The organism is Phaeobacter sp. CC-HEC084 (assembly GCF_059429255.1).
Map to the genome: position 1 here is coordinate 267429 of NZ_JCAIJQ010000009.1, position 26660 is coordinate 294088.

The window sequence follows — 26660 nt, forward strand, 5'->3', positions numbered from 1 at the left end:
GTTCCGGTCTCTTGCATGCTCAGGGCAGCACGAAGGGCATGTTCTTCTTCTCGCCCTTCTTCGCCTTGCCCCGGCGCGGCTTGCCGGGATCGCCCTGGATCAGGCGGCGGCGCAACATGCCCGAGAACCAGTCCATCACCATCACCATCACGATGATCAGCACGATGTAATAGGCCACCTCTTCCCAGTCCTTCTGGGTGATGATCGCCTGGGTCAGCAAAAGGCCGATACCGCCGCCGGTGATGGCGCCGATGATCGTGGCGCTGCGAGTGTTGGATTCAAGAAAGTAGAGCAGCTGCGACAGCAGAACCGGGGTTACCTGCGGGATTACCCCGAACCGATAGCGCTGCACCGGTTTGGCACCGGTCGAGGCCACGCCTTCGATCTGCTTTTCATCGACATTCTCCAGCGCCTCCGAGAAAATTTTGCCGAAGGTGCCGGTATCGGTCACCAGGATCGCCAGCGCACCGGTCAGCGGACCGGGTCCGAATGCGCGCGCCAGCACAACCGTCCAGATCAGGCTGTCCACGCCGCGCACGAAATCGAACAGGCGGCGGGTGGCAAAGCGCAGGGTGCGGATCGGCATAAAGTTGCGGGTTGCAAGGAAGGCCAGTGGCAGCGCCACGATGCCCGCACCGATGGTGCCGAGGAAGGCCATAAGCAACGTTTCCCCAATGGCCCAGGCCACATCCTGATGGCGCCACATCTTGTTGGTCCAGAAATCGTTGAAGATCGCGCCTGCCTCACCCGAGGCCGCCCGCCCCAACAGCGCAGAGGCGCTCATCCCGTGATAGGGGCTGTCGAGGGTGAAGAAGAACAGCTCCCAGCCGGTGAAATAGCGGAACACTTCGGAGCGGTTGCGGGTCACTGTCAGGCGGCCTGCGTCGGTCTTGATCGCCAGACGGTTCTTCGAGGAGCTGATCCAGTCCGGTACATCGCCCGCGGGAAACTCGGCCTGCACCCCGGCGCTTCGGCTGGGGGTGGCGCGCACGGTGCCGTAGCCGGGAATGTCATATTCCACAGTTTCAGGTCCAAAGCGCACGGTATGGCCGTTTTCCAGCGCGATCACCGTGGTTTCGCCAAGGCTCACCCAATCCGGCGCCTCGCCTTCGGGATAGCTGCCCTTACGCTCACCTTCGATGGCGACCGAGACGGAGGCATCGTGGTTGTCGCGGGTCACATGTGTCTTGTAGCTGTAGCTGTCGCTGACAAGAGTGCGGGCGTTTTCAAGGCTGGCACGCTCCCACAGGCCCGACACGTCGAAGGCGAAAAAGACGTAGGCCATATAGACCAGCACCACCAGCGGCACCGCGAAGGCCATCAGCTTCTTGGTGCGGAACAGCCCCGCCATCTCCTGCTTCAGCGCGGCGGCGTCACGGCGCGCGCCTGCACCCGGGTTCACATCCAGAGTCGTCATTGTTTGGCTCCATTGATCAGCCGGTCACGCAGCTTGCCAGAGATCTGATCGACCACGACGATGGTGACGAACAGGAGGATAAAGATGGCCGCAGCCTCGTCGTAGCGGCCCTTGCCCCAGGACATGGCGTTCTTCAGCTCGTAGCCGATGCCGCCCGCGCCGACGAAGCCAAGGATCGCCGAGGCGCGAATGTTGATTTCAAACCGCAGCAGCGCATAGCTGACATAGTTCGGCCCCACCTGCGGGATGACGCCAAGCCACATGCGCTGTGCCCAGGTGGCCCCGACCGAGGACAGGCCTTCGACCGGCTTCAAAGAGGCATTCTCGTTCACCTCGGAAAACAGCTTGCCCAATGCACCCGCCGTATGGATGGCAATGGCGATCATCGCAGGCACCGGGCCACCACCCAGGAGGAAGATCAGCACCAGCGCGATGACGATTTCCGGGATCGCCCGGCAGATATCCATCACCCGGCGAAAGACCGGGATCAGCGACGGCCAAAGCGCCATGCCCCGTGTCGCCAAAAGCGACAGAAGCGTGCCGAAGATGGCACCGATCAGGGTAGAGGCCGCCGCGATATTCAGCGTCTCGACCAGCGCCGGGAAAAAATGCACCACCTGGCCGGGCAGTTCTGTCACCTTCTCGGCAGCTTCGCTCAGCACCTCGGCCGGGTAGTCGAAAATTCGGGTAAACCCATCAGCAAAGGACCCGGCATTGCGGTCATCTGCGGTGCGGAACCCGGCCACCATCATGGCAACAAAGACGATCAGGAGGATCGACCCGTAAAGACGCTTGCGCCGGGTGAGGTCGACATAATCGGCGCGGATGGCCTCGGTCGGGGAGGCGCCGGAAGGCTGGGCCGCTGTCAGATCTGCCATGGGGTTTCCTGGGGATATATTGGTGTTCGGATGGGCCTCTGATCGCAGGGACGCCCCTGCAAGGGCGCGCGTCAGAGGAATACGGGGCCCGGCACAAAGACCGGACCCCGCCGCGTTGGTCCTAAAATCAGTTGGACTTCAATTTGCGTGCTTCGATGATCACCTCGTAGGCGTCGTGGGTGATCGGCATGAAGCCTTTGGCTTCACCCGCGGCCACACCGTAGAAGCAATCTGCATCCATGGATTTGAGGCTTGCCATCAGGCCGGTCATCTTGACCTTGACGTTTTCGGGCAGGTCCTTGCGCAGAACAACGGGGCCTTCCGGGATCGGCTTGGACTGCCAGATTTTGACCAGGTCGTTCATGTCCACGAGACCGGCATCAACCGCCTTGCGCAGGGCGCCGGAGTTGTAGCCGTCTTCCCAGTTGCCCAGGCCGTCGGCCCAGGTCACACCGGCGTCGATATCGCCGTTGTTGACCGCAACGATGGTCTGCTCGTGACCGCCGGTGAACTTCACTTCACCAAAGTAGTCGCCCGAGGTCATGCTGGCGCCGGTTGCCTGCGGGATCTCGATCGAGGGGATCAGGAAGCCGGAGGTGGAGTTGGGATCGCCAAAGCCGAAGACCTTGCCTTTGACGTCTTCCAGCGCGGTGATGCCGCTGTCCTTGCGGGCAAAACCAACCGAGTAGTAGCCGTAGCCACCGTCGTTGTTCACTTTCACCAGGATCGGCTCAACCGCTTCGGGGTCGGACAGGAAGGTCTTGGCATAGCCAGAGGCGCCCAGCCAGGCCATGTCGATGGTGCCGCCCAACAGACCCTGGATCACGCCGTTATAATCAGCGGGGGCGAACAGCTTGGTTTCGACGCCCAGCAGATCTTCGGTCTTGGCGCGCAGGCACTCGTTGTTGTTCATGCGGTCCTGGGCGTTTTCACCGCCAAGGATGCCGATGCGGAATTCCTGAATGTCCTCGGCCATGACCGGGGTGGTCAGGGCAGTTGTCATCAGGGCGGCAGCAATCAGTTTTTTCATCTCTAGGTCACTCCGGTTTGGTTTGGGCCCAAAGCCTTGTGACTTTGGGATGATGAAAGAGGGTGAAGATCAGAGCGCGGCGGCCTCGGCCTCGCGGATGGGGCCTTCGGTACGCGTCAGCGTTTCGATCTCGGTGGATGTGGCGGCTTCAGAAAAATCGGCGCCGGCGCCGTAGATCTCGCGGGCAACGCCGGTGGTCAGCTGCTCGGGTAGCCCGTCAAAGACGATGCGCCCGTCGCGCATGCCCACCACCCGGTCGCAATAGCGGCGCGCGGTATCGAGCGTATGCAGATTGGCGATGACGGTGCGCCCGTCTTCTTCGTGGATGCGGCGCAGCGCCTCCATCACGGTCTGGGCATTCATCGGATCGAGTGAGGCAATGGGCTCATCCGCCAGGATGATCTTCGGGTCCTGCATCAGGGCGCGGGCGATGGCGACGCGCTGTTGCTGCCCGCCCGACAAGGCCTCGGCCCGCTTGGCCGCATGTTCGGCAATGCCCAGACGGTCCAGAATGTCGATCGCCCGGTGGATGTCTTCCATCGGATAAAGGTTGAACATGGTCGCCAGCGCCGAGCGGCGGTTGAGCGTGCCATGCAGCACGTTCGACACCACATCCATGCGCGGCACCAGGTTGAACTGCTGAAAGATCATCGCGCAGTCCGACTGCCAGGCGCGCTTCTCACGCCCTTTCAGCCGGGTCACATCGCGCCCTTCGAACAGGATCTGCCCTTCACTGGCATCGCCCAAACGGTTGATCATGCGCAGCAGGGTCGATTTTCCCGCGCCGGAGCGGCCGATAATGCCGATCATGCAGGGCTTGTCGATGTCGAGAGTCGCGGTATCCACCGCGGTCTTGTCGCCAAAGCGTTTGGTGAGTTTTTCTATGCGCAGCACAATCGGCCCCCGTTCGTTTCCGGGACTGCCTAACGGTGCTCCTCAAATCATTTGTGTAATCGCGGTGAATTATTTGTAACGCGGACCGCCCCGCAGCCACGAAACCGTCATGCCTGCGTCACAGAACGCACCGGGGGTCACGGTCCACAGGGCAACGGGGGGAAATAGCGGGCAAGGACAAACTGCCCCCTGTAAACCGCGCCCGCGCCGGTCTATATGCGCAGAAGACCCTCCACCAGCGCCCCAGTATGCAGGAACCCCTCCCATGTCCTTTGACCGCAGTGTTAAGATCGCCCCCTCCATCCTCTCCGCCGATTTCGCCAACTTCGGCCAGGAAATCCAGGCCATCGAGGCCGAAGGCGCCGACTGGGTCCATGTGGACGTGATGGACGGGCATTTCGTGCCGAACCTCACCTTTGGCCCCGCAGCGGTCAAAGCCTTCCGCCCGCATGTGAAAACGGTGATGGATGTGCATTTGATGATCGCGCCGGTGGATCCCTATATCGACGCCTATGCCGATGCGGGCGCCGATGTTCTGACCGCCCATGTCGAGGCAGGCCCGCATATTCACCGCACCCTGCAAGCCATTCGCGCAGCAGGCATGAAGGCCGGCGTTGCACTCAATCCCGGCACCCCGGCCGAGGCTGTGGCGCATCTTCTCGACCTCACCGACCTCATCTGCGTGATGACGGTGAACCCCGGCTTTGGGGGGCAGAAATTCATCGATATGACCAGCAAGATCGCAACCCTGCGCCAGATGATTGGCGATCGGCCTGTGCACATTGAAATCGACGGCGGCGTCGATCCCAGCACCGCGCCGCTGGTGACCAAGGCCGGCGCCGATGTGCTGGTGGCCGGCTCTGCGGTCTTCCGCGGCGGCTCGGTCGATAACCCGGGCGTCTATGGCGAAAACATCCGCGCCATCCGCGCCGCCGCCGAAGGCACCTGGACCTGAGGGAAGTTCCCTTCCTGCCGCCGTCTCCACCGGAGACGGCATCTGAGGGAGAGCGGCGGGTCAAGGGCTGCCTCTGCAGCCGCGCCACCGGCGCGGTTTACCCTTGAGGCGGCGCTCTACCGGGCAACACTGGGCGTCGCGCTTTCAGGGCAGACCTGCCCCTGAAACGCCTCTCAGCAGATCTTTCCCGGCGCCGCGCAGCGGCGCCACGCCCAACCCCGCACAAGGCCTGCCCTGCAGGCCGCCCGTCCGGGGACGGGAGCGCCCCGTTCACGCCTCTTCCAGACGGTCCGCAAAAGTCTCCAGCAATTTGTGCTTCAGGATCTTGCCCGTCGGCGCCGCAGGCAATGCTTCGACCGGGACGATCAGCGCCGGACATTTGTATCCGGCCAGCTGACCGCGCACGAAAGCCATCAGCTCTGCCGGATCCGGCGCATCGCCCGGCACCACCTGCACAAAGGCCAGAACCTCTTCATCGCCGCTGACCCTGCGCCCGACAACGGCGGATTGCACCACCTGCGGATGGGCATTCAGCGCCGCCTCCACCTCGGGCGGAAAGACATTGAAACCACCGTGGATGATCAACTCCTTCGAGCGCCCCTCGATATGCAGGAACCCGCGGGCGTCCAGACGGCCCATGTCACCGGTGTGCATCCAGCCTTCTGCGTCCAGCACCTTGGCGGTTTCCTCGGGGTTGCGATAATAGCCCAGCATGATGTTCGGCCCACGCGCCAAAACCTCTCCCAGCCCATCGCCACCGCCCGGAACGCTCTCATCGATGCGCACCTCGACCCCGGGCATCGGCGGACCGGTGGAAATGTCGGGATCCCCCAGCTGGCTGTTCTTGGTGGCGCAGACCCCGGCAGTGGTCTCGGTCATGCCATAGCCATTCTGCAGGGCCACCTCGTAAAACCCTTCGGCCTTGCGCTTCCATTCAGGATCCAGCGGCGCCGCCCCGGAGGAAACGTATTGCAGGACCTCGCTGCCAAGCCGCTCCAACCCCTGTTCCTTGGCGTATTGCATCACCAGCGCGTGCATCTGCGGCACCGCCGCCAGACGCGTTACGCCCCGGCGCAGCGCCTCATAGAGTTTCGCCGCCGAGAAACGCGCCTCCAGCCAGACCTCGGCCCCGGACAGGATCGCCGCCGTCATCACCGAAGCAAGGCCAAAGACATGGGTCATCGGCAGAACGCCATAGATCACATCGCCCGGCCCCATATCGCGCAGCTCGGCCGAGGATTTGCCGCCAAACAGGAGGTTTGCATGGGTCAGCATCACCCCCTTTGGCGCACCCGTGGTGCCAGTGGTATAAAGCAGAACCGCCACCTCCTCCGGGGCATCGGGATTTGAGGCATAGGGGCAGGCCAGATGCAGAGTGCCAAAGGCGCCTCGGATCTCGCGTGCCTCAATCCGCGCGGCATGGGCTTCGGCCTCGGGGGAAATTGCGGAGGTGCATAGCACAGCCGCCGGGCGCGCGTGGGACAGGATCCGGTCCACTTCCCCCGCGCTCATCCTTGCATTGACCGGCACGGCTATGGCCCCGATCCGCGAGGCGCCCAGCATCGCTGCCACCGCCGCGCAGCAGTTTTCCGACAAGACCATGACACGGTCACGCGGCTGCACGCCAACCTTCCGCAGATGCTCGGCTACCGCCTCTACGGCTGTCGAAAGCTCGGCATAGCTCCAGGCCGTGCCGCCACTGTCGGAAAAGGCCGCAGCCTCCGGCCGCTCGGCCACCTGAGCGGTCAGTAAATCATGCCATCGTTCCATTGCCCTCTCCTCCCAAATCCGGCGCCGGTTATGTCGTGGGTGCAGGCCCTGTGCGGGCCGGACCCTAGCCGCTGAACTGCGGCGCGCGTTTTTCCAGGAAGGCCGCGATGCCCTCGCCTGCCTCCTCGCCGCCAGCCGCACGGGCCATGGCGGCGCATTCTGCATCAAGCTGTGCAGTTTCTGCCGCCTCATAGGCGCTGGAGACCAGATGCCGGATGGTGCCCTGCGCCGCGCGCGGGCCCTGGGCCAGCGCATCGGCAAGGCTGTGCGCCGCGCCAAGAACGCGCTGCGGCGCCACCACCTGATTGACCGCGCCGAGCGCAGCCATCTGTCCGGCTGTCACCGGCCGACCCAAAAGACACATTTCCATCGCCAGCGGACGCGGCAGCATCCGCGCCAGCGCCGCAGTCAGCCCGCCATCGGGCACCAGCCCCGCCTTGACGTAGGCGGCGGTGAATTTCGCCCCATAAGAGGCCACGATCAGATCCGCCGCCAGCGCCAGCGACAGACCGGCCCCGGCCGCGCCGCCCTCGACGGCGGCGATCACCGGCACCGGGCAATCGCGGATGCCGCGGATCAGATCGTGCAGGTTGTTCACCTTGGCGCGGCGCTCGTCCTCGCTGAGGCCGCGCCGTTCGATCAGCACGTTGAGATCGCCGCCCGCGCAGAAAAATCCACCTTCCGAGGTCAGCAGCACGGCCCGGATGCGCGGCTCCTGCGCCAGATCCAGCGCCGCCTGAATGGCATCGTAAAGATCCTGCGACAGGGCGCCCCGGCGCTCCGGGTTCATATTCACGACAACCGCGCGGTCGCCAAGATCGTCCATCCGTGCACGTCGGGTCATTTCCGTATCCTCTTGAAAATTCCGTTTGCCGTGGCCAGCAGGCGGCCGGTGTCATCAAACAGCTCGCCATAGACATAGGCGATGCTTTTGCCGCCCCCCGTAGGCCGGGCGCGGGCCGTAATGGCCCCGGTCCGCGTCGACCCCACATAGGAGAGGTTCAGCGAAACGGTGACTAGGTCCGCGTTTCCGTCCGGATCGAAGAACTGCATTGCAGTATTGCCGCAGACCACATCCAAAACCGTGGCCACCATGCCGCCATGGACGATGCCATGGCGGTTCATATGCCGGGGCTCCAGCTCCAGCGTCACGGTGCAGGAGCCATCCCGGGTATCGACCTCGGTCCGGTAGCCAACCATCTGCTGGCAACCGGGTTCCTCGATCAGGCGGACCTCGCCGGTATCACGCGGCGCTGAGGTCAAGAAAACGCTCCAGCTGCGTGTCCGCATCACCAAAGCGGTGCTCCGCCATGACGATCCGTTTGGCGATATGGGCCAGTTCGTATTCCTGCGTCATGGCGATACCGCCGTGCAGCTGGATCGAATCCTCGGCCACCAGACGACCTGCACGGCCAATCAGGTTGCGCGCCGCCGCCACGTTGAGATCGCGCATCCGCGCGTCGCCTTCCAGATGGCCGGCCGCGTTGATCACCGCCGAGCGCGCCTGCTCGATCTCGATCAGCAGATCCGCCACCCGGTGCTGCAGCGCCTGGAAGGTGCCGATCGGGCGGCCAAATTGGCTGCGGGTCAGCAGGTACTGGCGCGTCAGCTCGGTCGCGGTTTCCATCGCGCCCAGGGTCTCGGCAGCCAGCGCTACCTCGGCGCGGGCCAGAACGCCGGCCATGGCAGGCCATGCGGCGCCAGCCTCGCCCAGACGGGCAGAGGCAGGCAGGCGCAGGTTATCGAGCTCGACCTCGGCAGCGCGACCGCCAGCCAGCAGCGCATAGCCCCGCAGCGACAGGCCCTCGGCATCGCGGGGCACCAGGAACAACGAGATCCCATCGGTCGCATCCGCCGCGCCGCTTTCGCGCGCAGAGATCACCAGGTGATCGGCAGCCTCGGCGTTGACGACAACAGCCTTGCGCCCGTTCAGAACGATCTGATCACCCTCGGTCTTGGCCGTGGTTTCCACGCGCGACAGCTCATAGCGGCTGTTCGGCTCGCCGTGGGCGAATGCCAGCTGCACGCCGCCGCCGATCACCTCTTCGACGAGGTCCTTCTGATCGTCATTGCCCAGCGCCGCGATCAGTCCACCGCCCAGCAGCGCGGTGTCCAGCAGCGGTTCGACCACGCCAGCACGGCCCAGTTCCTCGAACACAGTGGAGATGTCGAAACCGGCGCCGCCAAACCCGCCGTCTTCCTCGGAAAACAGCGCACCGATGACACCCAGTTCGGCCAGCTGGCCCCAGATGTCAGCGGAGAAACCCATCTCGCTTTCCAGGATGTCGTTGCGCACGGATGTCGTGTAGCGGTCCGACAGGAAGCGACGCAGGCTGTCCTGCAGCATCTGCCGCTCTTCGGTCAGGTCGAAGTTCATGCCCGGCCTCCCATTTTCACTTTTGCGATGATGTTCTTCTGGATTTCGTTGGAACCGCCAAAGATCGACAGTTTGCGGTTGTTGAAATACTGCGCGGCAACGGCAGCCGTGCCTTCGGGGCCGACCGGCGGTTCATTGCCGCCTTCCACCGCTTCGGAGGCAAAGGGCATCGCGTAAACGCCCGCAGCGCGGCGCGCCATATCGTTGATTTCCTGACGGATTTCGGTGCCCTTCACCTTCAGCATCGAGCTTTCGACACCCGGCGCCTGACCGGAGGCCGCAGCCGAGATGATGCGCAGGTTGGTGGTGGACATGGCCATCAGATCGATCTCCGCCTGCGCCATACGCGCCGCGAAATAGGGATTTTCGATCAGCGGGCGGCCCTTGTGCATCTGCACGCGCGCCAGACGTTTCACCGCATCCAGACCGGCCTGGCTGAAGCCGACACCGGCGATATTGGTTCGTTCATGGGTCAGGAGGTACTTGGCGTAGGTCCAGCCCTTGTTTTCCTCGCCCACCAGGTTTTCCACCGGCACTTTCACGTCGGTGAACCAGACTTCGTTCACCTCGTGGGTGCCGTCCAGCAGGATGATCGGGCGCACTTCGATGCCCGGCGTGTCCATATCGATCAGAAGGAAGGAAATGCCTTCCTGCTGCTTGGCATCGGGGTCGGTGCGCACCAGGCAGAAGATCCAGTTGGCGTGCTGGCCCAGCGTGGTCCAGGTCTTCTGGCCGTTGACGATATAGTGGTCGCCATCGCGCACCGCCTTGGTTTTCAGGCTGGCAAGGTCAGACCCTGCGCCCGGCTCGGAATAGCCCTGGCACCACCAGTGTTCGCCACTCAGGATCTTAGGCAGGTAGTAATCCTGCTGTTCCTTGGATCCGAATTTCTGCAACACCGGCGCCAGCATGGTCAGGCCAAAGGGCACGATGCGCGGTGCATGAGCGCGGCAGCATTCCTCTTCGAAGATATGGCGCTGCACGGCATTCCATTCGCAGCCGCCAAATTCGCGCGGCCAATTCGGCGCCAGCCAGCCCTGTTCGTTCAGGATGGCATGCCAGCGTTCGTGGCCTTCCTTGCCGAGGCTGCGTCCCTCGCGGACCGCATCCGACATTTCCTTGGGCAGTTTCTCGTCCAGAAAACGCTGCACCTCCTCGCGGAAGGCCTGTTCTTCGGGGGTGTAACTCAGATCCATTTCATTCTCCTCATGGCCCTTCGGCACGATCCAACCGGGCCGGGCGACATCCGGCGGGCGATGACTGCCCTCCGGGTGCCGCGTGGTCTTTGATTGCGGTTCAGTAGATTTCGAACAGGCCCGCTGCGCCCATGCCGCCGCCGACACACATGGTGACGACGCCCAGCTTGGCGCCGCGGCGCTTGCCTTCGCGCAGGATGTGGCCGGTCATACGGGCGCCGGTCATGCCAAAGGGGTGACCGATGGCGATTGAGCCGCCGTTGACGTTGCATTTCTCGTCATCGATACCCAAACGGTCGCGGCAGTAGAGCGCCTGGCTCGCGAAGGCTTCGTTCAGCTCCCAGATATCGATGTCATCCACCGTCAGCCCGTGGCGTTCCAGCAGCCGCGGCACGGCAAAGACCGGGCCGATGCCCATCTCGTCCGGCTCGCAGCCTGCAACACAGAAGCCCTTGAAGGCGCCCATAGCCTCAAGCCCGCGCTTCTCGGCCTCCTTGGCTTCCATCAGCACCACGGCAGCGGCGCCATCGGACAATTGGCTGGCGTTGCCTGCGGTGATGAAGTTGCCGTCGCCGCGCACCGGCGCCAGACCAGCGAGACCGTCGAGCGTGGTCGAGGGACGGTTGCATTCGTCGCGGTCCACGACAACGTCCTTCATCGAGATCTCGCCGGTTTCCTTGTCCTTCACCGCCATGGTGGTAGAGACGGGAATGATCTCATCCTTGAACAGGCCGGCTTCCTGCGCTGCAGCGATACGCTGCTGGCTGCGCAGACCATAGGCGTCCTGATCCTCACGGCTGATGCCGTAACGCTCCGCGACGATATCGGCGGTTTCGATCATGGTCATATAGACGGCGGGCTTATGCTCTTTCAGCCAGGCTTCCTGCACGGGGCGCAGTTTCGGCTGCACCATCGAGATGCTTTCCACCCCGCCTGCCACCATCGGACCTGCGCCTTCGCAGATGATCTGCTGCGCCGCCAAGGCGATGGTCTGCAGACCGGAGGAGCAGAAGCGGTTCACGGTCATGCCCGATGCGGTGACCGGCAGCCCGGCGCGCAGGGCGATCTGGCGGGCGATATTGGCGCCGGTTTCCCCTTCGGGAGCGCCGCAGCCCATGATGCAATCCTCGATCTCGGCGCCTTCGATCCCGGCGCGGGCCATAGCGGCCTCGACCGCGGCACCGCCCATGGTGGCGCCGTGGGTCATGTTGAAGGATCCCCTAAAGGATTTGGCCAGCCCGGTGCGGGCGGCAGAGACGATAACGACTTCTTTCATATCAGCTGTTTTCCTTGTTCAGATCGTCGAATGTGCGCCCCTCGGCAACCAACTGCTCCAGCAGCGGCGCGGGCTGCCAGAAATAATCGTCTTCTTCGGCGTAGGATTTGATGTTCGCCAGAAGCGTATCCAGCCCCTGCATGTCGGCCCATTTCAGCGGCCCGCCGCGATAACGCGGGAAGCCGTAGCCAAAGAGCAGCGTCATATCGACGTCCAGCGGACGGCGCGCGATGCCTTCGCCCACCACCTTGGCCGCCTCATTGACCATGGCCGCCATGTAGCGGGTCACGATCTCCTCATCGGTGAACTCTTTCGGGGTGATGCCCTTCTCGGCACGCTCTGCCTCGATCAACTCGGTCACCTCCGGGTTCGGGGTGCCGCCGCGTTTGCCTGCCTCGTAGACGTAATAGCCCTTGCCGGTCTTCTGGCCAAAGTTGCCCGCCTCACAGATCTTGTCCATGTAGCTGCTGTCACGCTCGCGCGGGTCCATGCCCTCGGCGCGCTTGCGCTTGCGCACGGCCCAGCCGATGTCGAGCCCGGCCAGATCCGCCACCGCAAAGGGCCCCATGGCAAAGCCGAAATCCGTGAGCGCCTTGTCGATCTGGTACGGAGAGGCACCGTCCAGCACCATGTGATCGGCCGCCTTGCGATAGGTCGCCAGGATCCGGTTGCCGATGAAACCATCGCAGACGCCGGCGCGGACCGAGATTTTCTTGAGCCGCTTGCCCAGCTCGAACCCGGTGGCAACCACGTCGAGCGCGGTCTTGTCGGCAACAACAATCTCCAAGAGCTTCATCACATGCGCCGGAGAGAAGAAGTGCAACCCGATGACATCCTCGGGGCGCGAGGTGCTGGCGGCGATTTCGTTCACATCGAGATAGGAGGTGTTGGAGGCCAGGATCGCGCCTTTCTTGCAGACAGCATCCAGCTTGCCAAAGACCTCTTTCTTGACGCCCATTTCTTCGAAGACGGCCTCGATCACCAGATCGACATCGCTCAGCGCATCGTAATCGGTGGCCAGCGTCAGCGCCTCACCGGTCAGGTGGTCGAATTTTTCCTGGCTGATCTTGCCGCGCTTCAGCGCGCCCTGAAGGTTGCCCGAAATGCGGCCCTTGGCGGCTTCGGCGGCCTCGGGGGTCATCTCCAGCATCACGACCGGCAGACCGGCCAGCAGCGCTGCCGTGGCGATGCCTGCCCCCATGGTGCCGCCACCGATAACGCCGAGGCTGTTCAGCGCGCGCGGCTCAACGCCTTTCAGTTCCGGCAGCTTGCTGACTGCGCGTTCCGAGAAGAAGGCGTGGATCATGCCCTGCCGCTGATCGGTGCTCATCAGCTCCATGAAGAGTTCCCGCTCACGCTTCATGCCCTCGTCAAAGGGCAGCTCGCAGCAGGCCTGAATGCCGCGGATCGCAACCGCAGGCGCCAGAAGGCCGCGGCCCTTTTTCAGCACAGAGTCATAAAGCGCATCGAAATCGACGGCTTCGGGCGCGGGCATTTCGCTGATGGCGCGGCGCGGGGCGCCCTGATCCAGCAGCTCCTGCGCATAGGCAAGGCCGATCTCGCGCGGCTCGCCCTCTTCGACGCGGTCCAGAATGCCGAGGCTCAAAGCTTCCTTGGCGCCGACCTGACGGCCCGAGGTGATCACGTCAACCGAGGCGTCAATACCGATGAGGCGCGGCAGACGCTGGGTGCCACCGGCGCCCGGCATCACGCCGATCAGCACTTCCGGCAGACCGATACGCGCGGAAGGCACGGCGATGCGATAGTGCGAGCCAAGCGCGATCTCCAGCCCGCCGCCCAGTGCGGTGCCATGCAGCGCCGAAATCACCAGAAGCGGCGACGATTCGATGCGGGTGCAAACATCGGGCAGAAACGGCCCCTGCGGCGGCTTGCCGAATTCGCGGATATCGGCGCCGGCGAAATAGGTGCGGCCGTCACCGTAGATCAGCACCGCCTTGGCGCCTTCCGATTCGGCCCGCTCGATCCCGTCCACCAGGCCCTGGCGCACGTCCAGGCCCAGCGCATTTACCGGCGGGTTCTGCGCCTTGAGGACCGCAATATCCCCAACGCGTTCGTATCCAATGGCATCCGTCATCCGTATTTTCCTCTCCTTGGCGGGGCTGCGGGCCTCTGGCCTTTTGCACACGCCCCCTGTTCCTGTCGGGATCTAGCCACGCCCTCCTCCGCGCGCCAAGGCCGGTCTTTGCCGCCCTTGCCAGAACCCGGCGTCATCTGCGGAGCCGCAGAATTCAGGCCAGCGGTCTGACTGTCAATCCCTATTCCACTATGTAGAACATTGTTCCACTAATTTGACAGCACCCTAGGCCGCGTCCCTTCGCCTGGCAAGTAATATCATTGCGCGCAGGAAGTATTTTCGGCAGCAAAACACCGAACACCTATTCTATTCACCCTAACGCGCAACAAGGGCGCCCACTGTCGCGGGCGCCCTTGTTGCGCTTTCAAGATTTGGTGATCCGGCAGGCGCGCAGACGTCTATCCCTGCGGAATCAGTCCCTCAGCCACCCAGCCGTCGAAGATCTCAAGCGCCTTCTCAGCGAAGGCTGCGTCGTTGATATGGCAGTCCAGCGCGTGCAATGTCGCATTGCCCGGGCAGGCCGCGCGCATTTCATCGCAAAAGGCAGACAACCCCTCGGCATCGTGCAGATCGCCGCCGGGGCGGTCCCATTCGTTGCAGCCCTGCTCGGGCAGCAGCACCGCGACCGGGGCGGTGGCACCTTGCAGCTTGTCACTGATGGTGCGGGCGACAAGGCGGCGCTCGCCGGCGTCCAGAACCGCCGAGGTCAGCAGCCGGTTGTGGGCATGGCTGGGTCGCCCCTGTAGCTGCGGCGGGGTCTCCTGCCAGCCGACAAAATCCACCAGATCATAACAGCCCGGCGCCACCAACTGCGGGGTGCCCGAAGTGCCTGCATTGGTCATCCGGTCCGCGCCTGCCGACAGACCGCCGAACAGGTGGTTGGTCACTTCCTGCGGGGCGAAATCCATCACCGCGGCAAAGGCGCCTTCGCTGGCGAGGCTTTCAAACGCCCGCCCGCCCATGCCAGTGGCGTGGAAGACGGCCACCTCATAGCCGCGGTCCTCAAGCGCCGGTTTCAGCGTCACCATATAGCGCAGCACCGTTTTACCAAAGGAGGTCATGCCGATCAGTGGCCGCTCCCGCTTTGGCGGCTCCACCGCACGGGCCGCGCCCAGAACCGCGCCGGCCGCCTGGCTCAGCGAAGCTTTGCAGACCGAGTTCAGACCATAAAGCCCCCCGGCCCAGAGGATCATCTGGACATCGGCCGGGATACGCTCCGGCGGCATCAGCGGTGAAAAGGACACGGTGGAAACGATATATTTCGGCACCCCCAGCGGCAGCGCCGCGCAAAGGTCCAGCGCCAGATCGGTGCCCATGGTGCCGCCCAGCACAATGACGCCGTCGATGGAACCGGCACGATAGAGCCCTAGCGCCTTGGCTGCGGAGCCTCTCGCCATGATCTGCATGGCGGTGTTTTCATCGCCGCTGTCGATGGCGGCCTGGATGGAGCTGCCGCCTGCCTCGGCCACCTGATGCTTGCCGATGTCGGTGGGCTGGCTCGGATCGCCCAAGACGCTGACATCCATGGTCAGGACGCCGCCGCCCTGCCCCCGGATCACATCCGCCAGGTAGGCCAGCTCGGCATCCTTGGTGTCATAGGTCCCGGCGATCAGAATGGTTTTATCGGGCATCTTGTCATTGCCTCCGGTTAAAGCTGGATCCAGGCGGTTTTCAGATCGACGTATTTGTCGAGCGCATGCAGCGATTTGTCGTGGCCATTGCCGGACTGCCCGACCCCGCCCAACGGCACCGTATTATCTGCGCCGCCATAGGTGTTCACATGGACCACCCCCGCGCGGATGCCCGCGACCATGCGATGGGCACGGGACAGGTTGGCGGTCCAGACCCCGGCCGCAAGGCCGAAATCAGTGCCATTGGCCAGCGTCAGCGCCTGTTCCTCGGTTTCGAACTTGGTCACCGACAGCACCGGGCCAAAGACCTCGCGCTGGAACAGGGCATGGTCCCGTGCAACGTGGGTCACGATGGTGGGCGCCATATAGGTGCCGCCGCTCTCCTGCAGGATCCGGTTGCCGCCGGTCACCACCTGACCACCCTCGGCGCGGGCCATATCCATGAAAGACAGGTTGCGCCGCAGCTGGTCCTCGGAATTGACCGCACCGATGTGATTGCCCAGATCCAGCGGGTCGCCCACCCGCAGCGCCTCGGCCTCGTTGATCAGCATGGCGACGAATTCATCATGCACCGAGGCTTCGACCAGAAGGCGTGACCCAGCCACGCAGACCTGCCCCGAATTGCGGAAAATCCCCGCCGCCGAAACTTTTGCCGCGTGGCGCAGATCGGGGGCATCGGCAAAGACGATATTGGGGGATTTGCCGCCCAACTCCAGATAGCAGCGTTTGAGGTTGGAGCGCGCCGAGGCCTCCAGCAGTTTGCGCCCGGTGCCGCCCGATCCGGTAAAGGCCAGCACATCGACGCCCATGGATTCGGCCAGCGCCGCGCCGGTTTCCGCGCCCGCGCCGGTGACCACGTTCAGCACCCCGTCCGGCAGGCCGCATTCGGCGCAGATCTCGGCCAGTCGCAGCAGCGATAGCGAGGCGGTCTCGGCGGGTTTCAAGACCACCGAATTGCCCATTGCCAGTGCAGGCGCCAGTTTCCAGGCGCCGATCATCAGCGGGAAGTTCCAGGGCACGATGGCGCCGACAACGCCCACTGGTGCGCGCTGCACCAGCCCCAGCACATCGGGGGCGGTGGGAGCGACCTCTCCCGCGACCTTGTCGAGCGCCTCGGCGTAATAACGGAAGGTGCCCGCCGCCGATCCCGGCTCGGCCTTCAGCGCCATGCCCATTTCGGTGCCATTGTCGCGCACGCCCAGAACGGCAAGGGGTAGCGCCTCCGCCTCGATCCGGTCGGCGATCTTATGCAGCACTTTTTTCCGCGCAGCGGGCGCCAAACGTGACCAGCGGCCATCCTCAAACGCGGCGCGGGCAGCAGCCACCGCACGCTCCACATCCGCCGCTGACGCGCCTTCAAGCGTGGTCAGAACAGATCCGTCAATCGGCGAAGTAACTTCGCATGGCGTGCCCGAACCTGCTTGCCACGATCCTTCAAGAAAGAGTTTTTGCGGCGCCACATCAGCCCGCCGAAGTTCGTTGATGAGGTTTTGGTCTGCCATTCGGCCTCCTTCAGCTCCTTGCGGTCGCGCAGAATGCGGACGGTATGCATCACAAGGACCAGTATGATGATGGAAAACAGGATGAACGCCACCGGGCGGTCGATGAAATCAAGGGGGGTTTTGACCCGCGCCATGGCCGCGCGCAGCTTCACCTCCATGATGCCGCCCAGAACCATGCCAAGGATGATCGGCACCGCAGGCAGCGACAGGCGTTTCAACACATAGCCCACCAGACCAAATGCCGCCGCCATCACGCAGTCGGTGGCAGAGTTGCGCAGGGAATAGACCCCGACAAAGCTGAGCGTCAGGATACAGACACCAAGGAAGCGATTGGGGATCCTGACCACCTGGATCAGGCTGCGGGTCGCAAACAGCAGGAAGATCAGCACCAAGACGTTGAGGATCAAGAGCGCGAGATAGAGCGCCACCACAAAATCCATGTCGTTTTGGAACAGCCCCGGCCCCGGCACCACGTTATGGACGTAAAAGACGCTCAGCATCATCGCCGTCAGCGCCTCGCCCGGAATGCCCAGCGCCAGAAGCGGCACCATGGCAGCGGCGGGCACGGCATTGTTGGCGGTTTCGGCGGCGATTAGCCCTTCGGACGACCCGCGCCCGAAATCCTGCGGTCGTTTGGAGGTCTTCTGCGCATAGGTGTAGGACATGAACTGCGCAGTGAATTCGCCGACGCCGGGGATCATCCCCATCAGGACGCCAAACCCGGCAGAGACTGACGCCACACGGGGATGGCGCGACAGCTCTCGCAGGCCCTGGAACATGCCGCCGCGCAGGCGTGTCAGACGGATCTTCTCGTCCTCATCCGTCAGCAGCACAAAAGCCTGAGAGATCGCGAAGAGGCCCAGAACCACGACGATGAGGTTGATGCCACCGCCTAGGAAATCCTGCCCGAAGGTGTATCGCTGGGTGTATTTCACCGGCTCCATGCCGATGGTGTTGAGGAAAATGCCAAAGCAAGCGAGCGCCCCTGCGATTAGCGCCTGCCCGCGATGGGCCACCACCACCAGCAACAGGCCCAGCAGCGCGGCGAGGAAGATCTCGCGACTGCCGAACATCGGCGCGACCTTGGCCAGCACCGGCGCGAAAAGGATCAGACAGATGACCGAAAAGACCCCACCAAAGAAACTGGCGGAATAGGCAAGGCTGAGCGCGCGTCGCGGCTCTCCCCGCGCGGTCATCGGGTAGCCGTCATAGGTGGTCAGCGCGTTGACCGCCGTGCCGGGTGTGTTGATCAGGATCGCTGGAATGGCGCCACCGTACATGGAGGAGCCGTAGATGCCGAGCAGCACGGTCAGCCCCACGATGGGATCCATCGAGAATGTCGCGGGCAGCAGGATGGCAATCGCAACCGCCGGACCGACGCCGGGGATGGCACCGATCAGCACGCCGCCCACCGACCCGGCCAGCAGCGCCAGCGCCACGTCCCAGCGCATCAGGATCTCGATTGCAGAAAGAATAAGGTCCATCGGGGATCCCGTTATACTGAAGGCCTAGAGGTAGAGGATGGCAAAACTGCGCAGGGACCCCGGCAGATATTCATAGAGCAGCCCGCCGGGGATCTTCACCGATAGCAGCCCCTTGAACACCAGCACCACGGCAAAGGCGAAACCAGCGCTGGTCCACAGCATCAGGCGACTGCGATAGCCCATGCGCCAGGTCAGCAGCGGCACGAAGACCAGCGTCACCGGCAGATAGCCCACAAGCGGCACCAGCAGCACGTAGGCCATGAACCAGGCGACGTATTCCACCGCCTGCCCCCAGCGCCGGGCCTCGTTCAGGTCGAAACGCGTCGTGCGCCGCCAGGGCAGCCGGTAGAGATGCAAGCCCCCCATCAGAACCATGCCGCCTAGGGCCACGCCGGGCCAGAACCGGGGTTGGGCAAAGAGTTTGGTCTTTTTCACCCAAGCGGTCTGATCACCAATCAGCACCAGCAGCAGCACGGAAAGCCCAAGAAACCCAAGGGCAAAAACCAGCTGTCCGCGCCGGGGTCCGGGGAAACGGCGTTCGCGTTCTGTCGTCATGGAGGGGAACTTCTGTCGCGCAGGAAACAAGGGTCCGGGGCGCCCGCGAGGCGCCCCGATCCGGGAGGATGGGTTATTCGAGGATCGAACCGATCCGCGCCATTGTGTCAATGTCAGCGGCCACACGGGCAGCGCTGTCCTCGGCGTTCTGCCAGTAGATCAGTGCACCGGTTTCCTTGGCCACGTTCTGGGCGCGTTCGCTCATCACGGTTTTCTCGGCCACCGCGATGATCTTGTCGCGCACGTCCTGCGGCGTGTCCTTGGTCACGAAGAGACCATTCCACAGCGCGATATTGAGGCTGTCGTCCAGCTCGCCGATCGCAGGCGCATCGGGCACCAGGGGGATGCGTTCATCGGTGATCGAGACCAGCACCTTCACATCATCAAGGCAGGGCAGGATCAGCTGCAGCGTGGTGTTGATCACATCCGCATCGCCCGAGGCCAGCGTGTTGCAATCCAGCGCATCGAATGCCGCATCAGAGCCCCATTCGAAACCGGCGTTCTTGGCGAAAGCCTTGGTCACCTGCGTCGGGGTCAGCACGTCGCCGAAATGGCCCAGCGCCACGTCGTTTTCCTTCGCGTATGCTGCCAGTTCCTCCATCGAGGAATAGGGCGCATCACCCGAAGTCGCGATGACAAAGGGATAGGTCAGGAAGATGCCCAGCGGGTCGAACTTGGCCGGGGTCAGCGGCGGGATGTCGATCTGGTGGCCAACAACCGGCACGCCGATCACGAAGGAGCCGATGGTGTAACCATCAGCGGGCGCATTGGCGACCTCGATCGCACCGGGGAAGGGTCCACCGCCACCGCCGGGCTTGTTCACCACCGCCGCCGCGACGCCGTATTCGTTCTGGAAATCTTCGGCGATCATCCGGGTCAGCACGTCTTCCAGATCGCCCGGAGGCCAAGGCACGATGAAGTTCACCGGCTTTTCCGGATACTCGGCCTGCGCCGCAACGGCGCTGAGGCCAAGGGCGGTGGCCGCCGCTGCGCCTTTGACGATGGTGGTCAGTTTCATTGCAAGTCTCCCGGTTGCTGTCAGTTGGACTCTGTTGGGTCTTGATGGTTCATTATTCGAACCGCTGGTTTGAATTTAGATTGACAGCCTCCCCGGTTATCTGTCAACAAATTTGAAAGGCAGAGATGGAAATTCCTGGACTTTGCCTGATCACACAGCATTCACGGGATCGCCGAACCACATGGGTACAGTCTCCAAAGCCTTGTCATTGCTGACATATTTCAATCATGGCCGCACCGAGATCGGGCTCAGCGATCTCACGCGCTTGTCCGGCATGAACAAGGCGACTGTTTATCGGCTAATGGGGGAAATGCAGGAATCAGGCTTTGTCGAACAGGCCGATGGCGACCGGTCCTACCGGCTGGGTCCGCAGGTTCTGCGCCTCGCCGCCCTGCGCGAAGCCGCGGTTCCGATCCTCTCCGTCTCGCGCCGGGTGCTGAAGGATCTGAGCGAGGAAACCGGCGAAACCACCCACCTGTCGCTGGTACAGGGCACCCAGCTCAACTCGCTCAGCCACGCCTATTCGCCGCGCCACGCGGCCCGGGTGATGATGGAGGATGCCGAGGTTCTGACCTATCACGGCACTGCCTCCGGCCTGGCCGTGCTGGCCTATGCCGATCCCGAGTTCGTCGATGCGGTTCTGTCCGGGCCGCTGCACAGCCACACCGCCGCCACCGTGACCGACCCGGAGGCGATCCGCCGCCAGCTGGAAGAGGTCCGCCGCAGCGGCATGGCGCAATCCGTCGGCGGCTTCGAAGCCGAAGTACATTCCCATGCGGTGCCGGTCTTTGGCGCCGACCGTCAGGTGATCGGCGCCCTTGCCGTGGCCGCGCCGGTGTCCCGCATGACGCCAGAACAAGCCGTTCTGATCACCGCCGCCCTGCACCGCGCCGGTCAGACCCTGACCCATCGTATCGGCGGCGCCGCCCCGGCCGACTACCCCCAAGAGGCCGCCGCATGATGCCGCATATGATCCCGTTTTTCCGCCTTTCCCCCACCGGCGCCGCCGGATGGCCCCGCAATCAGGAGCTCGTTCCATGAAAGATTCCAATTTCCTCAAAGAACATAACGCCAAATCGCTCTGGCATCCGATGGCGCATCCGGCCGACAGCCTTGCCAATCCGCCCACCATCGTGACCGGCGCCCGGGGCGTTTCGATCACCGATGTTGACGGGCACGAGGTCGTGGATGCGGTCGGCGGCCTCTGGAACGTGAACCTCGGGTTCTCCTGCCAGCCGGTGAAGGATGCCATCGCCGCGCAGCTGGATGTCCTGCCCTATTATTCCACCTTCCGGGGCACCACCAATGATCAGGTGATCCAGCTGGCCGAAGAGCTGAAGGATTTCTTTGCCCCCGACGGCCTCAGCCGCGCGTTCTTCACCTCGGGCGGCTCGGATTCGGTGGAAACCGCCCTGCGGCTGGCGCGCCAGTACCACAAGATCCGCGGTCAGGAGGGGCGCACCAAGTTCCTCAGCCTCAAGAAGGGCTATCACGGCACCCATATGGGCGGTGCCTCGGTCAACGGAAACGCCAATTTCCGCACCCAGTACGAACCGCTTCTACCCGGCTGCCACCATATTCCGGCGCCCTATACCTATCGCAACCCCTTCAATGAGAGTGATCCTGAGCGTCTGGCCCAGCTCTGCCTGCAGGCGCTGGAGGATGAGATCGCCTTTCAGGGCGCAGGCACCATCGCCGCCTTCATCATGGAGCCGATCCTCGGCGCCGGCGGGGTGATCCCGCCGCATGAAAGCTTCATGCCCGGCGTGCGGCATATCTGCTCGAAACACGGGATCCTATTGATCGCGGATGAGGTGATCACCGCCTTTGGCCGCACGGGATCCTGGACCGGATCGCGTCACTGGGGGGTGCAGCCCGACCTGATGTGCACCGCCAAGGCGATCACCAATGGCTATTTCCCCTTTGGCGCGGTGATGATCGCCGATGGGATGGCCGAGGTCTTTGAAAACGACGAAAGCGGCAAGGCGGCCATTGGCCACGGCTACACTTACTCCGGCCACCCGGTGGGCGCGGCCGCGGCGCTCGCCTGCCTTGCGGAAACCAAACGCCTCAACGTGCCGGAAAACGCCGCAGCGCGCGGCGCGGAACTGCACGAGGGTCTTCTGGCGCTGAAGGACAGATACGGGCTTATCGGTGATGTGCGTGGCGGCCACGGGCTGATGTGCGCGCTGGAACTGGTTGGCGATCACGTCAGCAAGACGCCGATCGACAAGAAGACCATCGGCATGGTGCAGGAGGTTGCCTATCAATCGGGCGCCATGGTGCGGGTCTCTGGTCCAAATATCATCCTGTCGCCGCCGCTGGTGCTGGAGGCCGCCGATGTCAGCACCATCCTTTCGGCCCTTGATGCGGGCCTTGCTGCCGCCAGCTGATCTGCGCCCAGCTCTGCATTCGTGCGCGGGCGCCTGTGCCGGGCCAATGGCCCGGCACAGGCCACCAGATACCATGGCGGGCCCGAAGCCTCCGCTTCGGGCCCGCGTCTCTCGGTGGCGCCGCTGACGCGGCGCGGCACCGGGGTACAGCAAGGGCACTTTATTTCGAGAGTTTAGGTGGTTTCCGCTACAGAGGCCCCATCGCCCTCGACCTTTGCCTCCATCCGCAGACAGGTCCAGACGATACGGGTCGACTTCTCCGCGATGCGGGTAAATCCGGCATCCCGTAGCACATTCTTGCATTCCCGCATGCCGCCGATGCCATAGGCCTCGGGGTGAAATTCCAGCACCACGCCCCGGAAACCCGACAGATCCATGTGGCGCAGCAATTCCAGCTCGCCTCCCTCAATATCCATGATCAGAATATTGGGTTTCAGCTCGGCGCAAACCTCTGCAAAGGACCGGGTCGGCACCCGGACCAGGTCCGACGGGCGACCCTCCGGGTTCAGCAGGGAAGAGCCGAGGTAACTGCTGCGCACATGGAATTCCATCGCCTCCGGCGCGTCGGGCGCCGTCACCAGCACTTCGTTTCGCACCTCGATCCGTTCTTCCAGCCCGTTCATCGCATGGAGCGCGCGAGCCACCGGGATCAGCTGCGGGTTGGCCTCAAACGATAGAATACGCTCTGCCCCACTGTGGCGCGCCATCACGCCACCGACGACGCCGATCCCGGCCCCGATTTCCAGCACCCGGTCGCCCTTTTCGATCACATGCAGCGCACCGGCAATCTCCTGCCCCTCATAGCGGGCCGCGTTGATCCTGGCGATGCGCTTTTCACTGAGGAAGCGTGATTGCGGCACCAGAACGCCAAGACAATTGGCCGCCACGACATCGGGCTGCAATTCCAAATCGTCTGCCCTCTGCCCCGTCTCCGCCACGCGCTTGCCCTCGTCCCGTTGTTGGTCTGGCGCAGCCTGCGCAGCGCCCGGACCAAAAACAAGAGCAGCCGCGCCGGGCACCGCTGTTTCGCCAGGCGCGTTACTCTTCGGGCACGATCAGCACCAGCCCGTCCAGATCCGGGCTCGCCTCGATCTGGCAGCTGAGGCGGGAGCTGTCGCGCCGTTCCTCGGCCATATCCAGCATCGCGTCCTCGAAATCCTCGGGCGCGCCGCATTTGTCGGACCAGGCCGGATCCACATAGACATGGCAGGTGGCGCAGCTGAGTGTGCCGCCGCATTCACCGATGATCCCCGGCACATCATGAGCCAGCGCCGCCTGCATCAGGTTCTGCCCGTTTTCCGCTGCGCCGGTGATCTCTGCGCCATCAGGCAATTTCCAGGTCACTTTCACTGTCATCTCTCCCCCACTCGGTCCCGCCTGCCGCAATCAGACAAAATGCACATAGAAATCGCGCATCCCGTCGCCTTCCAGATCGCGGGTCTTGCGCACTTCCTTGCGTTTCATGAAGACGTGGTTTGCCACCAGTTCCTCCCCGACTGCCTTTGCCAGAACCGTGTCGCGCTCCAGATCCGTCACCGCGCCTTTCAGGTCGATCGCCGTGCCCTCGCGCGCATCGGTGCGGTCAAAACCGTCGCCGGTTTCCATCGGTGGCAGGGAGTAACCCTTCTCGACCCCCAGAAGGGAGGCCTGCAGCACCGCCGCCACCGCCGTGTAGGGATTGGCCGAAGCATCGGCCATCCGGTGTTCCAGCCGCGCCTTGGCGCCGCCTTCGGAGCTGATCCGCGTGGTGACGTTGCGGTGATCGCCGCCCCAGTTCTGCCAGTACCCCGACAGGCTGCCGGGCTGCAGCCGCATATAGCTGTTGGCGGTCGGTGCAATCAGACCGGCCAACCCCTTGTGGTGGTGCAGCACACCAGCGAGGCAGCCGCGCGCCAGATCGTTCATGTGCTCGGGGCCGCCGCGTGGGCCGGAGGACAGAGCATTGCCGCCCGCCTCGTCCACGAAGGAATAGTTGATATGCATGCCCGATCCGCCCGCCTCGGCGATGGGTTTGGGCATGAAGGTCAGCACGATGCCATATTCCAGCGCGATCTCCCGCGCCATCAGGCGGAACAGCACGATATCGTCCACTGCCTTCACCGCATCATCAAAGGTCAGCGTGTATTCGAACTGGGGGCTGTCGAATTCAGCGGTGATCATATCCAGGCTAAAGCCCATCTCATCCGCCATCGCCCAGATCCGGTCGTTGAACCGCAAGGGGTCAGCAAAAGGGCCGGTGCCATAGACCACGCCGCCCGGCGCATCGTATGGCATCAGGCGGCCGTTCTCATCGGCCTGCAGGGCAAAGGCTTCCAGCTCGATCCCGACCTTGGGCTGCAGCCCCTTGGCGGACCAGGCCGCCACTGCCCGTTTCAGCGCCCCGCGTGGGCAAAGGGAGAGCGGCTCCCCCGCATCGTCGTAGAGGTCACCAAGCACCACCTTGGTGGAGGCATGCCAGCTGTCGCGGATATCATCGTGCAGCCATTTCAGCTCCATATCCGGCAGGCCCTGTTTCACCATGGAGCCGGGCGCATCCAGCAGGTCCTTGTCGTAATGGGTGCCAAAGACCGAGCGGCAGAACCGCGTGGCATCGTCACCGATCTTGGAATTGGGGAGGTATTTTCCCCGCATGATGCTGAGGTGATCGCAGAACATCGCGCGCAGGCGGGTCTTCATAGCTCAAGGTCCTTCCTGTTGGACGGGCTGCGGCATCTTTTGCGTGCCGTTATGCCCATATCATTTCACCCAACCACCAGAGGACAGCGGCCGACCTCGGGTGGGTGCGTAAGCGCCCTCCCGTGCGGGAGGTCGGGCGCTGTCCGGGCCTTCGCCCCGGACCAAAGGTTTATCCCAGCCTATGCCGCCTTAACCCGCACCGGCAATTCCTTGATGCCGCCGACAAAGTTGGAGCGCAGGAATTTATGCGGCCCCGCCGCCTCGATATGCGAAATCCGCTTGGCCAACTCCTGAAACAGCACCGTGACCTCCAGCCGGGCCAACCACATGCCAAGGCAGACATGCGGGCCGAACTGCCCAAAGGACACATGCCGGTTGGGGCTGCGCATCAGGTCGACGCGGAAGGGATCACCGAAATAGCTTTCGTCCCGGTTGGCCGAGATGAACCAGTAGAGCACCTTATCGCCTGCCCGGATCGTCTTGCCGTGCATCTCAACGTCGCGGGTCGCGGTGCGGCGGAAGTAAAGCGCGGGCGTGGCCCAGCGAATGATCTCATCCGCCGCCGTCTCCCACACCGCGCCGCCCGCCTGCATCTGCGCCAGCAGCTCGGGTTGATGGCACATGGCCTGAATGCCAGCCGCAATCGAATAGCGCGTGGTATCGTTGCCTGCTGCAACAAGCAGGCAGAAGAAGTTGCGGAACTCGGTCTCGGTGATGGTGGAGCCATCCTTGGCCGGTTCCAGGATCAGGTTCAAAACGCCAGAGGTGTCACCCTTCTTCGCCTTCGCCTCCATCAGCTCCTTGGCATAGACATAGAGTTCCGCCCCGGCGGGAGAGTTGAAGGGCATCATGCGGAATTCATCCGTGTCCATCTTGTCGAGCACATGCGTGGTGAAATCCGGGTCCGTATTGGCAATCAGCGCATCGCCCTTTTCCACCAGCCAGGGCAGGTCCTCCTCCGGCAGGCCCACGACGCGCCCCAGCATCCGCATCGGCAATTGCCGGGCAATTTCCTTGGTGGCGTCAAATGTGCCCTTCGCCAGCGCCTGATCCAGGATCTCGGCACAGAGCGTGCGAATATCCTCTTCGTATTGCGCCATGGTGGTCTTGGAGAAGGCCTTGATCAGCTTCATGCGCACCTTGGAATGCTCCGGCGGATCAGTCTCCTGAAAGGTGCGGCGGGCGAGGTATTCCTCGTAGGACTGATCCTCCATCCGGATACCGCGCGCCGAGGAAAACACCTCGGTGTTCTTGTTCATCGCGGTGATGTCCTCATAGCGGGTGACGGACCAGTAGTTTTCACCGCCCGCGTATTCCGTCCAGTGCAGGGGATCGTGGCGGCGCAGCCGGGCAAAGGTGTTATGCGGCGCGCCATTGGCAAAGGTGTCGTGGCTGCTGAGATCGGCAAAGCCGTCGTCCTGCGGTGTCCAGATCGTCATGAGGGGCTTCCCGAATGGTTGCTTTATGTATATTATTAGACCCCATAAATATGTAAACGAAAATCTTGCGAGGC

23 protein-coding genes are annotated in these 26660 nt (G+C 63.4%); 3 read left to right on the top strand and 20 right to left on the bottom strand.

What is annotated here, in order from left to right:
* Nucleotides 1–19 precede the first annotated feature (19 nt).
* The 4 genes from phnE (AC5SSZ_RS18475) to phnC form a co-directional block, all read right to left on the bottom strand.
* Entirely contained in the window at nt 20–1417 is a 1398-nt protein-coding gene (gene phnE, locus AC5SSZ_RS18475) for a phosphonate ABC transporter, permease protein PhnE (RefSeq protein ID WP_495439314.1), read from the bottom strand.
* A complete protein-coding gene (gene phnE, locus AC5SSZ_RS18480; RefSeq protein WP_495439315.1) occupies nt 1414–2295 on the bottom strand; it encodes a phosphonate ABC transporter, permease protein PhnE in 882 nt (293 codons plus the stop codon). Before phnE (AC5SSZ_RS18480) ends, phnE (AC5SSZ_RS18475) begins: the two co-directional genes overlap by 4 nt.
* A 127-nt stretch (nt 2296–2422) precedes the next feature.
* Nucleotides 2423–3325 carry a phosphonate ABC transporter substrate-binding protein gene (gene phnD / locus AC5SSZ_RS18485; protein ID WP_065272583.1) on the bottom strand — a complete coding sequence of 301 codons (903 nt, stop codon included), beginning with the start codon at nt 3323–3325 and terminating at the stop codon, nt 2423–2425.
* Nucleotides 3326–3394: 69 nt separating this feature from the next.
* Nucleotides 3395–4219 (bottom strand): phosphonate ABC transporter ATP-binding protein, encoded by an 825-nt coding sequence (phnC, locus tag AC5SSZ_RS18490; protein WP_274827646.1) that lies wholly within the window; start codon nt 4217–4219, stop codon nt 3395–3397.
* A 265-nt stretch (nt 4220–4484) separates the two neighbouring features.
* Between phnC and rpe the strand changes: the two genes are divergently transcribed.
* The gene (gene rpe / locus AC5SSZ_RS18495; RefSeq protein WP_495439317.1) at nt 4485–5174 is read left to right on the top strand and encodes a ribulose-phosphate 3-epimerase; all 690 of its coding nucleotides are present in this window, start codon (nt 4485–4487) and stop codon (nt 5172–5174) included.
* 270 nt (nt 5175–5444) lie between these two features.
* Here the strand turns inward: rpe and AC5SSZ_RS18500 are convergent, their stop codons facing one another.
* From AC5SSZ_RS18500 to AC5SSZ_RS18555, 12 genes are all read right to left on the bottom strand, one after another.
* Nucleotides 5445–6944, bottom strand: coding sequence for a class I adenylate-forming enzyme family protein (locus tag AC5SSZ_RS18500; protein ID WP_495439319.1), 1500 nt, complete (start codon nt 6942–6944; stop codon nt 5445–5447).
* A 64-nt stretch (nt 6945–7008) separates the two neighbouring features.
* Nucleotides 7009–7788 (bottom strand): oxepin-CoA hydrolase, alternative type, encoded by a 780-nt coding sequence (locus AC5SSZ_RS18505; protein WP_495439321.1) that lies wholly within the window; start codon nt 7786–7788, stop codon nt 7009–7011.
* On the bottom strand, nt 7785–8207 hold the full coding sequence (locus AC5SSZ_RS18510; protein WP_335645278.1) for a PaaI family thioesterase: 423 nt from the start codon (nt 8205–8207) through the stop codon (nt 7785–7787). Before AC5SSZ_RS18510 ends, AC5SSZ_RS18505 begins: the two co-directional genes overlap by 4 nt.
* Nucleotides 8188–9321, bottom strand: coding sequence for an acyl-CoA dehydrogenase family protein (locus AC5SSZ_RS18515; RefSeq protein ID WP_495439323.1), 1134 nt, complete (start codon nt 9319–9321; stop codon nt 8188–8190). Before AC5SSZ_RS18515 ends, AC5SSZ_RS18510 begins: the two co-directional genes overlap by 20 nt.
* Nucleotides 9318–10517 carry an acyl-CoA dehydrogenase family protein gene (locus AC5SSZ_RS18520; RefSeq protein WP_274831385.1) on the bottom strand — a complete coding sequence of 400 codons (1200 nt, stop codon included), beginning with the start codon at nt 10515–10517 and terminating at the stop codon, nt 9318–9320. The genes AC5SSZ_RS18515 and AC5SSZ_RS18520 overlap by 4 nt, the downstream gene beginning before the upstream one ends.
* A gap of 100 nt (nt 10518–10617) precedes the next feature.
* Entirely contained in the window at nt 10618–11793 is a 1176-nt protein-coding gene (locus AC5SSZ_RS18525; protein WP_065272575.1) for an acetyl-CoA C-acyltransferase, read from the bottom strand.
* 1 nt (nt 11794) lies between these two features.
* Entirely contained in the window at nt 11795–13888 is a 2094-nt protein-coding gene (locus AC5SSZ_RS18530) for a 3-hydroxyacyl-CoA dehydrogenase NAD-binding domain-containing protein (RefSeq protein WP_274866959.1), read from the bottom strand.
* 398 nt (nt 13889–14286) lie between these two features.
* Nucleotides 14287–15519, bottom strand: a complete 1233-nt coding sequence (locus AC5SSZ_RS18535) for a Tm-1-like ATP-binding domain-containing protein (RefSeq protein ID WP_495439326.1) — start codon at nt 15517–15519, stop codon at nt 14287–14289.
* Between the two features lie 17 nt (nt 15520–15536).
* Nucleotides 15537–16979, bottom strand: a complete 1443-nt coding sequence (locus tag AC5SSZ_RS18540) for an aldehyde dehydrogenase family protein (RefSeq protein ID WP_495440325.1) — start codon at nt 16977–16979, stop codon at nt 15537–15539.
* On the bottom strand, nt 16886–18505 hold the full coding sequence (locus tag AC5SSZ_RS18545; RefSeq protein WP_274866957.1) for a tripartite tricarboxylate transporter permease: 1620 nt from the start codon (nt 18503–18505) through the stop codon (nt 16886–16888). Before AC5SSZ_RS18545 ends, AC5SSZ_RS18540 begins: the two co-directional genes overlap by 94 nt.
* Nucleotides 18506–18529: 24 nt before the next feature.
* The gene (locus AC5SSZ_RS18550; protein WP_495439328.1) at nt 18530–19060 is read right to left on the bottom strand and encodes a tripartite tricarboxylate transporter TctB family protein; all 531 of its coding nucleotides are present in this window, start codon (nt 19058–19060) and stop codon (nt 18530–18532) included.
* Nucleotides 19061–19133: 73 nt separating this feature from the next.
* Nucleotides 19134–20078: a tripartite tricarboxylate transporter substrate binding protein gene (locus AC5SSZ_RS18555; RefSeq protein ID WP_065272570.1), complete on the bottom strand. Its 945-nt coding sequence runs from the start codon at nt 20076–20078 to the stop codon at nt 19134–19136.
* Between the two features lie 181 nt (nt 20079–20259).
* Here AC5SSZ_RS18555 and AC5SSZ_RS18560 point away from each other — a divergent pair, with 181 nt between their 5' ends.
* Together AC5SSZ_RS18560 and AC5SSZ_RS18565 are read left to right on the top strand one after the other, a co-directional pair.
* The gene (locus tag AC5SSZ_RS18560) at nt 20260–21039 is read left to right on the top strand and encodes an IclR family transcriptional regulator (protein WP_495439330.1); all 780 of its coding nucleotides are present in this window, start codon (nt 20260–20262) and stop codon (nt 21037–21039) included.
* Between the two features lie 76 nt (nt 21040–21115).
* Nucleotides 21116–22471, top strand: coding sequence for an aspartate aminotransferase family protein (locus AC5SSZ_RS18565; protein WP_495439331.1), 1356 nt, complete (start codon nt 21116–21118; stop codon nt 22469–22471).
* Nucleotides 22472–22644: 173 nt separating this feature from the next.
* Here the strand turns inward: AC5SSZ_RS18565 and AC5SSZ_RS18570 are convergent, their stop codons facing one another.
* The 4 genes from AC5SSZ_RS18570 to AC5SSZ_RS18585 form a co-directional block, all read right to left on the bottom strand.
* Nucleotides 22645–23379 carry an FkbM family methyltransferase gene (locus AC5SSZ_RS18570; RefSeq protein ID WP_495439333.1) on the bottom strand — a complete coding sequence of 245 codons (735 nt, stop codon included), beginning with the start codon at nt 23377–23379 and terminating at the stop codon, nt 22645–22647.
* A 130-nt stretch (nt 23380–23509) separates the two neighbouring features.
* On the bottom strand, nt 23510–23827 hold the full coding sequence (locus tag AC5SSZ_RS18575) for a 2Fe-2S iron-sulfur cluster-binding protein (protein WP_370570663.1): 318 nt from the start codon (nt 23825–23827) through the stop codon (nt 23510–23512).
* 30 nt (nt 23828–23857) lie between these two features.
* Entirely contained in the window at nt 23858–25147 is a 1290-nt protein-coding gene (locus AC5SSZ_RS18580) for a type I glutamate--ammonia ligase (protein WP_347508643.1), read from the bottom strand.
* A gap of 179 nt (nt 25148–25326) precedes the next feature.
* Entirely contained in the window at nt 25327–26586 is a 1260-nt protein-coding gene (locus tag AC5SSZ_RS18585; RefSeq protein ID WP_495439336.1) for a cytochrome P450, read from the bottom strand.
* Nucleotides 26587–26660: the final 74 nt, after the last annotated feature.

Excerpts from the sequence above, each read along its gene's own strand:
- phnE (WP_495439314.1), bottom strand. The coding sequence starts at position 1,417 with ATGACGACTCTGGATGTGAACCCGGGTGCAGGCGCGCGCCGTGACGCC.
- phnE (WP_495439315.1), bottom strand. The coding sequence starts at position 2,295 with ATGGCAGATCTGACAGCGGCCCAGCCTTCCGGCGCCTCCCCGACCGAG.
- phnD (WP_065272583.1), bottom strand. The coding sequence starts at position 3,325 with ATGAAAAAACTGATTGCTGCCGCCCTGATGACAACTGCCCTGACCACC.
- rpe (WP_495439317.1), top strand. The coding sequence starts at position 4,485 with ATGTCCTTTGACCGCAGTGTTAAGATCGCCCCCTCCATCCTCTCCGCC.
- AC5SSZ_RS18500 (WP_495439319.1), bottom strand. The coding sequence starts at position 6,944 with ATGGAACGATGGCATGATTTACTGACCGCTCAGGTGGCCGAGCGGCCG.
- AC5SSZ_RS18505 (WP_495439321.1), bottom strand. The coding sequence starts at position 7,788 with ATGACCCGACGTGCACGGATGGACGATCTTGGCGACCGCGCGGTTGTC.
- AC5SSZ_RS18515 (WP_495439323.1), bottom strand. The coding sequence starts at position 9,321 with ATGAACTTCGACCTGACCGAAGAGCGGCAGATGCTGCAGGACAGCCTG.
- AC5SSZ_RS18520 (WP_274831385.1), bottom strand. The coding sequence starts at position 10,517 with ATGGATCTGAGTTACACCCCCGAAGAACAGGCCTTCCGCGAGGAGGTG.
- AC5SSZ_RS18525 (WP_065272575.1), bottom strand. The coding sequence starts at position 11,793 with ATGAAAGAAGTCGTTATCGTCTCTGCCGCCCGCACCGGGCTGGCCAAA.
- AC5SSZ_RS18530 (WP_274866959.1), bottom strand. The coding sequence starts at position 13,888 with ATGACGGATGCCATTGGATACGAACGCGTTGGGGATATTGCGGTCCTC.
- AC5SSZ_RS18535 (WP_495439326.1), bottom strand. The coding sequence starts at position 15,519 with ATGCCCGATAAAACCATTCTGATCGCCGGGACCTATGACACCAAGGAT.
- AC5SSZ_RS18545 (WP_274866957.1), bottom strand. The coding sequence starts at position 18,505 with ATGGACCTTATTCTTTCTGCAATCGAGATCCTGATGCGCTGGGACGTG.
- AC5SSZ_RS18550 (WP_495439328.1), bottom strand. The coding sequence starts at position 19,060 with ATGACGACAGAACGCGAACGCCGTTTCCCCGGACCCCGGCGCGGACAG.
- AC5SSZ_RS18555 (WP_065272570.1), bottom strand. The coding sequence starts at position 20,078 with ATGAAACTGACCACCATCGTCAAAGGCGCAGCGGCGGCCACCGCCCTT.
- AC5SSZ_RS18560 (WP_495439330.1), top strand. The coding sequence starts at position 20,260 with ATGGGTACAGTCTCCAAAGCCTTGTCATTGCTGACATATTTCAATCAT.
- AC5SSZ_RS18565 (WP_495439331.1), top strand. The coding sequence starts at position 21,116 with ATGAAAGATTCCAATTTCCTCAAAGAACATAACGCCAAATCGCTCTGG.
- AC5SSZ_RS18575 (WP_370570663.1), bottom strand. The coding sequence starts at position 23,827 with ATGACAGTGAAAGTGACCTGGAAATTGCCTGATGGCGCAGAGATCACC.
- AC5SSZ_RS18580 (WP_347508643.1), bottom strand. The coding sequence starts at position 25,147 with ATGAAGACCCGCCTGCGCGCGATGTTCTGCGATCACCTCAGCATCATG.
- AC5SSZ_RS18585 (WP_495439336.1), bottom strand. The coding sequence starts at position 26,586 with ATGACGATCTGGACACCGCAGGACGACGGCTTTGCCGATCTCAGCAGC.